The organism is Microbacterium sp. Bi128, from assembly GCF_918698205.1.
This window is the reverse complement of record NZ_CAKKMM010000209.1, coordinates 1-6,922: the sequence shown is the minus strand read 5'-3', so window position 1 is coordinate 6,922 and position 6,922 is coordinate 1. Positions and strand designations below refer to the sequence as shown.

At 65.7% G+C, this 6,922-nt stretch carries 5 protein-coding genes; all 5 read left to right on the top strand.

The genetic code is table 11. The features are described 5' to 3' along the window. Window positions 1-42 precede the first annotated feature (42 nt). The 5 genes from LQV45_RS14780 to LQV45_RS14760 all read left to right on the top strand — a co-directional run bounded on the left by LQV45_RS14780 (window position 43) and on the right by LQV45_RS14760 (window position 6,559). Window positions 43-1,092: a LacI family DNA-binding transcriptional regulator gene (locus LQV45_RS14780; RefSeq protein ID WP_230007681.1), complete on the top strand. Its 1,050-nt coding sequence runs from the start codon at window positions 43-45 to the stop codon at window positions 1,090-1,092. A gap of 185 nt (window positions 1,093-1,277) precedes the next feature. Beyond that, on the top strand, window positions 1,278-2,342 hold the full coding sequence (locus LQV45_RS14775) for an amidohydrolase family protein (protein ID WP_230007680.1): 1,065 nt from the start codon (window positions 1,278-1,280) through the stop codon (window positions 2,340-2,342). Between the two features lie 319 nt (window positions 2,343-2,661). Continuing rightward, the gene (locus LQV45_RS14770; protein ID WP_018775012.1) at window positions 2,662-3,756 is read left to right on the top strand and encodes an extracellular solute-binding protein; all 1,095 of its coding nucleotides are present in this window, start codon (window positions 2,662-2,664) and stop codon (window positions 3,754-3,756) included. A gap of 1 nt (window position 3,757) precedes the next feature. Next, window positions 3,758-5,428, top strand: coding sequence for an ABC transporter permease subunit (locus LQV45_RS14765; RefSeq protein ID WP_230007679.1), 1,671 nt, complete (start codon window positions 3,758-3,760; stop codon window positions 5,426-5,428). 9 nt (window positions 5,429-5,437) lie between these two features. Next, window positions 5,438-6,559 carry an ABC transporter ATP-binding protein gene (locus tag LQV45_RS14760; RefSeq protein WP_230007678.1) on the top strand — a complete coding sequence of 374 codons (1,122 nt, stop codon included), beginning with the start codon at window positions 5,438-5,440 and terminating at the stop codon, window positions 6,557-6,559. Window positions 6,560-6,922: the final 363 nt, after the last annotated feature.

The window sequence follows — 6,922 nt, the reverse complement described above, 5'->3', positions numbered from 1 at the left end:
TTGCGGCAGGTGCGAAGCGTCACTCCCGGCTACGATCGAGGTATGGAATCCGGCGAACAAGTACACGAGCTTCGGGAGCGCACCCCGCGCGTCACTGCGGCGATGGTGGCTGCGCGGGCCGGGGTCTCCACCGCAACGGTCTCCCTTGTGGCCAACGGAAAGACCCAGGGGCGGGTCTCGGAGGACAACATTTCGCGGGTCCGGGAAGCCATTGCGGAACTCGGCTATGTGGTGGACAGTATTGGCAGTTCGCTAGCCAAGGGCATCAGTTCGATCGTCATTCTCGTGGCGCCGGACATCTCCAACCCTTTCTTCGCCAACGTCATTGCAGGTGTCCGCGGCGCGCTCGGCGCCGAATACCAGCTGCTGCTCTCCGTCACGGACGCCGGGGAGTTCCCGCGCGTCGACGACGTCCGCAGGCTCCTGGCTTTGCGGCCGGCCGGGCTGCTCGTAGATGCGCCCAGCGCGGAGTTCCTGGAGGATCTTTCCGTCGCTGGGCCTCTCGTTCTGCTGGACGCCCCCGGCTTGGAGTCCTTCGCCCCCTCGGTGAATCTCGACGTCGGACACGGCGCCCGCCTGCTGGCTCGGCACCTGGCGGACGCCGGACACAAACAAGCGGCGTACATGGACAGTGTGACCGGCACGGCGACCTTCGATATCCGGCGGGCGGCATTCCTAGAGGAGTCCGCGGCGCTGGGCATCACCGTGGCCACGGACCATGTCATCGGCACCACCATTGACGTCGGCGCCGCCGCCGGCGCGTTCGCCGCGGCGTGGCCGGATTGGCAGCGGGACGGTGTCACCGCCGTCGTCTGCGCCACCGATACCCATGCCTACGGCGTGCTGCAGGAAGCCAGGGTGGCCGGCGTCCGCATTCCGCAGGAACTGGCCGTGGCAGGCTTCGATGACCTGCCCTATTCGGCCACGTCCAACCCGGGCCTGACCAGCGTCCACCTTCCGGGCGACGCCCTCGGGGCCAGGGCCGGCGAACAGCTCCGCAGGGTCATGGAGGGCAAGGGCTTGGAACAGCACCAGCTGATCCTCCAGGGTTCACTGATGGTCCGCGGTTCCACGGAACCGGCCAGCACCTAGAAAACCGGACCGAGCCCACCCACGAACATCTCACCCGAGGAGTTGTCAGCATGACCAACGCAGACGCCCTGACCATCCACAATGCCCGGATCTTTGACGGACATTCGCCCGAGCTGGCGAGCGGATCCATCCTGTTCCGGGACGGGATCATCCAGGAGACCGGCGACGTCATCCCCGAAGGTGAGGTGATCGACGCCGGCGGCCGCGTCGTGGTGCCAGGGCTCATCGATGCCCACTTTCACGCGTACGCCGTGGGCTTGGGCGGCCTTGAGGTTGAGCGCTCGCTCCTGAGCTACACCGCACTGGTGGGGGCGCGCCGCTTGGGCGCCGCCGTGCGGCGGGGATTCACGACCGTCCGCGATGTGGCCGGCGGGGACAGCGGGCTGGCCCGCGCCATCCGCAGCGGCCTGGTCACGGCTCCGAGATACTACTACACGGGTCCGGCCCTCAGCCAAACCGGTGGCCATGGCGATCCCCGGTCCGCGGATCTGGATGTCTGCTTCGATCACGGTCACATGTGCGCCGTGGTGGACGGGGTGGACAACCTGCGCCGGGCAGTTCGTGATCGGTTCCGCACGGGAAGCCACGCCATCAAGATCATGACTTCCGGAGGCGTGGTCTCCCTGACAGATCCCATCCGGCTGCCGCAGTATTCAGCGGAAGAAGTCCGGGCGGTGGTGGACGAGGCCACCCGGCGCAAGAGTTACGTGGCGGCCCATGCGTATTCACCCGAGGCAATCAGGCATTCCGTGGAAAACGGGGTACGTTCCATAGAACACGGGAACCTCTTGGACCGGGACACGGCGCAGATGATGGCCGAGCACGGGAGCTTCCTCGTGCCGACGCTTGCCGCCTACGACGCCATGAGCCGAAGGGGAGCTGCAATGGGCCTGAACCCCGTTTCCCAGGCCAAGAACGCCGAGGTGCTTGAGGCCGGCAAAATTGCTGTGGAACTGGCCCTGCAGGCCGGAGTCAAGGTGGGCTTCGGATCCGACCTGATGGGGGACCTTGAGGATGATCAGCTTGTCGGCATTCGGCTGCAGATCGAGGCGGCAGGCGTCTTGGAGACGCTGAGATCCCTTACCTCAGTAAACGCAGAGCTCCTTCAGGACCCAGGCATCGGGAGCATCGGCGCTGGAATGGCGGGCGATGCCGTGATTCTGGACGGCGACCCCTTTGTGGACCCGGCAGTTCTCTGGGACCACAACAGGTCGAGGACTGTTATCCACGACGGGCGCATCATTCGGTGACCCTGGAGATGCCCGGGCGGGCTCAGGAGGGCCGGCGTTAGGGGGGCTCGCGGGGCAGAAATCTCGTTGTTTCTTAAAGCAATACAACTGTTGACTAGTGAGCAACTTCACAGTTACAGTTGCGAAACCGAAAAGCCGCCGGAAGGCGGACTCGAGATCTCCAGCTGGAATGGATGGCGCGCGCGAACCGCAGCTGTCACTTCTCCTTCTCTCTTCACTTCTTCTCGCTTCACTGCGTCACACGCACCGCACCCCGCCACGCCCGCAATCCTGCACGCCCTCTTTTGGCGTGCCCGCGTCCATGAGAGGCACTTCCCCCATGACAGCATTCCGTTCCACTCCCTTTGACCGCAGGCAGCTCCTCAAGGCGGCAGCGCTGACGCCATTTGCGGGTCTGGCGCTCTCCGGCTGCGCGGCGAAGCCCGCCGAAAGTGCCGCTGCCAACAAGACGGTGACCGTCACGTCCTATGGTGGCTCGTACAACGACCAGCTGACCCAGACAATCCTGGACCCGTTCTCCAAGCAGTCGGGGATCCAGACGACGCTGCTGGCCAACACCTCCCTGGCCGCGCTCAAGGCCCAGGTCCAGTCCGGCGACGTGCAGTGGGACCTCGTGGAAATCACGGCGCCGGAGTATGAGGTGGCCGTGGCCGAGGGGCTGTTAGAGAAGTTCGACTACGACATCATCAGCGACAAGGGCCTGCCCGGATACGCGAAGGCTGAATACGGCATCAAGTACCTGAGCTTCCTGTTTGTCATGGCCTGGGACCAGAAGGTCATTTCCGACGCGCAGGCCCCGAAAGACTGGGCCCAATTCTTCGACCAGGGCAAGTACAACACCAAGCGCTCGGTGTACAACCAGCTCTCCGACAGCTCCGTCCTGGAAGCCGCGCTGCTGGCCGACGGTGTCCCCTTCGACAAGATCTACCCGCTCGACGTCGACCGGGCCCTTAGGGTCCTGGGCCAGCACCCGGGCAAGGACCGGCTTCTCTACCACGCCGCCAACCAGGAGCCCATCCAGCAGCTCACCTCCGGCGAGGTCTCGCTCTCCACCAGCTTCAACAACCGCATTAACGCAGCCCGCAACGACGGCGCGAAACTGAACTTCTCCGCCGAAAACGCCGTCCTCGCCGGCGACTACTTCGTGGTTCCGAAGGGCGCCAAGAACAAGGAAGCGGCCTTCAAACTGATGAACTTCATGTCCAACGACGCCGAGGCCGGCGCGGCGTTCGACAAGGTCACCAACCTGACCCTGGCCAACACCCCGGCGCTGTCCAAGCTGCCGAAGGAAATCGCCGACACGCTTCCCACCAGCCCCCGGCTCGCAGACAAGATCCTGGTCCGCGACGACAAGTGGTGGTCGCAGAACCTGAAGAAGACCGAGCAGCAGTTCAAGCTCTGGCAGGCCAGCTGACATGAGCAACGCAACCCTCGAACGGCCCCGGCCGCGGGGCCGCGGCGCGCCTGCCTCCGCCGAGGCAGCACCCCGACGGCGGCGCAGCGGCTGGTGGCTGCTGCTGGCTCCGATCCTTGCCTTCGACGTCGTGCTGTTCCTGACGCCGCTGGGCAAACTGGTCGGCGCAAGCTTCGCCGACAACGCCTACCAGCGGGTCCTCGAGGACCCGCTGGTGATGCGTGCCCTGGTCAACACCCTGACCATCAGCCTGGCCAGCACCATTGTCACCGTGGTGCTGGGCTACATCATCGCCATGGTCCTGTGGCGGGCCGGCAACGTCACCCGGGTGATCCTGTTCGCCGTCGTACTCCTGCCGTTCTGGACCGGCATCCTGGTGAAGGACTTCGCCTGGGCGGTCCTGCTCCAGGACAACGGCATTGTGAACGCCTTCCTGCAGGGAATCGGGCTGACCGGTGCGCCGATCCCGTTGCTGCACAACCGGTTCGCCGTGATCGTCGGCATGGTGCACTGTCTCCTGCCGTACGCGGTGTTCCCGATCTTCTCCTCGCTGACATCGATCGATGACCGGCTGGGGCTCGCGGCCCGCTCCCTTGGCGCGCGGGAAGGATCCGTCTTCCGCAGGATCACGCTGCCGCTGAGCATGCCCGGCATTTCCGCGGCCGGGCTGCTGGTCTTCATCATCAGCACAGGCTTCTTCATCACCCCGGTGGTGATGGGCGGGCCCGGCGACATGATGATCGCCAACCAGATCGACTACTACGCCCGACAGCTCACGGACTTCTCCGGGGCCGCTGCGCTGGCCGTCATCCTGACGGTCATGGTCAGCATCCTCGTGGCCAACATGAAGACAACTAATCCACAGCACCGGCTGCTGGCGCTTCTTTCCATCCCGGCCTTCCTGTTCCTCGTCATTCCGACGGCGATTGTGGTGCCGGTCGCGCTGAACGACAGCCGCTACATCACCTTCCCGCCGGAGGGAATCTCCTTCGCCGCCGTGGCCGGATTCTTCGCCGACCGGGCCTGGACCTCCGCCCTGACGGCCAGCCTGCAGTCGGCGGCGATCGCCGTCGTGATCGGCGTGCTGCTGGGCGCCACCGCGGCGATCGGCCTGCACGGGCGCAAGTTTCCCGGCCAGCCCGCCGTGGTGGGTCTGATCCTCGCGCCGATGATCGTGCCGACCGTGGTGCTGGCGCTGGCGTTCTACCAGTTCTTCATCTCGATCGGCATGGTGGGCAGCATCGTCCCCATCGGCCTTGCGCACGCCGTGATCGCGACCCCCTATGTGTACCTGACCACCCGCGCCAGCCTCGCCGGGCTCAACCCGGCCCTGGTCCGGTCGGCGCAGAGCCTCGGGGCCGGACCGCTCTCCGTCCTGCGGCACGTGTATCTGCCCATCATCCTGCCCGGCCTGATCTCCGGGGCGCTCTTCGCGTTCTCGGTCTCCATCGATGAGACGGTCATGTCCCTGTTCATGCAGTCCCCGGGGGCCACCACCTTGCCGGTGAAGATGTTCACGGATATCCAGTTCAACCTGACCCCGAAGATCGCGGTGTCCTCCGCCCTGCTGGTCAGCGTCGCCACCATCGGGCTGCTGCTCCAGGTCTTGTTTGTCCTCAAGCGCCGCTCTTCAACCCGGATGCTGCCGCTGGCCGTGTCCGCACAAACGTAAGGAAAGTCGATGACCGCATCAGTGATTTCCGCGGGGCCCATTCCCGGCACGGGCAGGGCCGCCCAGGGCGCCATTGAGCTCCGCCAGGTCAGCAAGCACTACGGCGACGTCGTTGCCGTGGACGAACTGGACCTGACAGTCCAGCCGGGGGAGTTCGTGACCCTCCTGGGCCCCAGCGGCTCCGGCAAGACGACCACCATGATGATGGTGGCGGGGTTTGAAGAACACACCGCCGGAGCCATCCTCATTGACGGCAAACCCGTGGACACGCTGCCGCCCCGGGACCGCAATCTCGGTGTCGTGTTTCAGAACTACGCCCTGTTCCCGCACATGAGCGCGCTGGAAAACGTGGAGTTTGCGCTGCGCATGAGGAAGGTGCCGCGCGCGGAACGCCGCCAGCGCGCCGAGGAAGCCCTCGACCGTGTGGGACTGGGCAAGATGGGCGGGCGCAAGCCGCGCCAGCTCTCGGGCGGACAGCAGCAGCGGGTGGCGCTGGCCCGGGCACTGGTCTTCAACCCGGCGGCCCTGCTGCTGGATGAGCCGATGGCAGCCCTGGACAAGCGCCTTCGCGAGCAGATGCAGGAGGAGATCAAGACCCTGCAGAAGGGCCTGGGCATCTCCGTGCTGTTCGTGACACACGACCAGGACGAGGCCATGGCCATGTCGGACCGGATCGTGGTGATGCGGGACGGGCAGATCGTGCAGTCCGGCCCGCCGGAGGAGGTGTACAACCACCCCATGACCGACTGGGTGGCCAGCTTCCTGGGCGACACCAACCTCATCCCGTGCACCATCGTGGAGCGCAACGGCGAGGAAGCCGTGGTGGACCTCGGCGGACTGGGTATGGCAAAGGTCCGGGACCGCGGGGCAAGCGGTGAGAACTACGCCGTCTCCATCCGCCCGGAGCACCTCAAATTCAGGACACGGGCCGCGGCGGGCAACGGATGCGCCGCGACCCTGGTGTCCTCCACGAATCTTGGCGCCACGGTCCGCCACCGCCTCACTGCCGGCGGCCACGACCTCCAGCTCCGTGAGCTGAGCTCCGACAGTGTCGCCCGGATCCGGCCGGATGAGGAGCTGTGGGTGGGCTGGGACGCGGACAAGGCCCAGCTGCTGGTCCTGGAGTCCTGACCGCGGGATGCTGTGACGGCCGGGCCGGTTCCGGCACCCCTCCGCGGGACATGCCCTCCTCCGGCGCCCAGGGATGGACATATGCCCACTATGTCCATCCCTGGGCCGCGCCGGGGGACAAGTCCATTCCTGAGAGAGGGACATGTCCACTGCTGAGCGCCGGCAGGGGGCATGCCCTCGGCCGGACACGTTAACTCTGGCCGGCAGTACTCAGCCGAACTCTTTGATGAAGTCCAGGGCGGTTTGGGCGACCTCAGGCCAGCCGTGATCGATCGTGAGAGAGTGGCCGCGGTCCGGCAGCTCCTTGATTGCCGTGTGCGCCGAATTTCTTTTTTGACGCTTATAGGACGCATTGGCGATGGC

Bases quoted from the DNA above. Each gene is read 5' to 3' on its own strand.
- LQV45_RS14780 (WP_230007681.1), top strand. From the start codon at position 43: ATGGAATCCGGCGAACAAGTACACGAGCTTCGGGAGCGCACCCCGCGC.
- LQV45_RS14770 (WP_018775012.1), top strand. From the start codon at position 2,662: ATGACAGCATTCCGTTCCACTCCCTTTGACCGCAGGCAGCTCCTCAAG.
- LQV45_RS14765 (WP_230007679.1), top strand. From the start codon at position 3,758: ATGAGCAACGCAACCCTCGAACGGCCCCGGCCGCGGGGCCGCGGCGCG.
- LQV45_RS14760 (WP_230007678.1), top strand. From the start codon at position 5,438: ATGACCGCATCAGTGATTTCCGCGGGGCCCATTCCCGGCACGGGCAGG.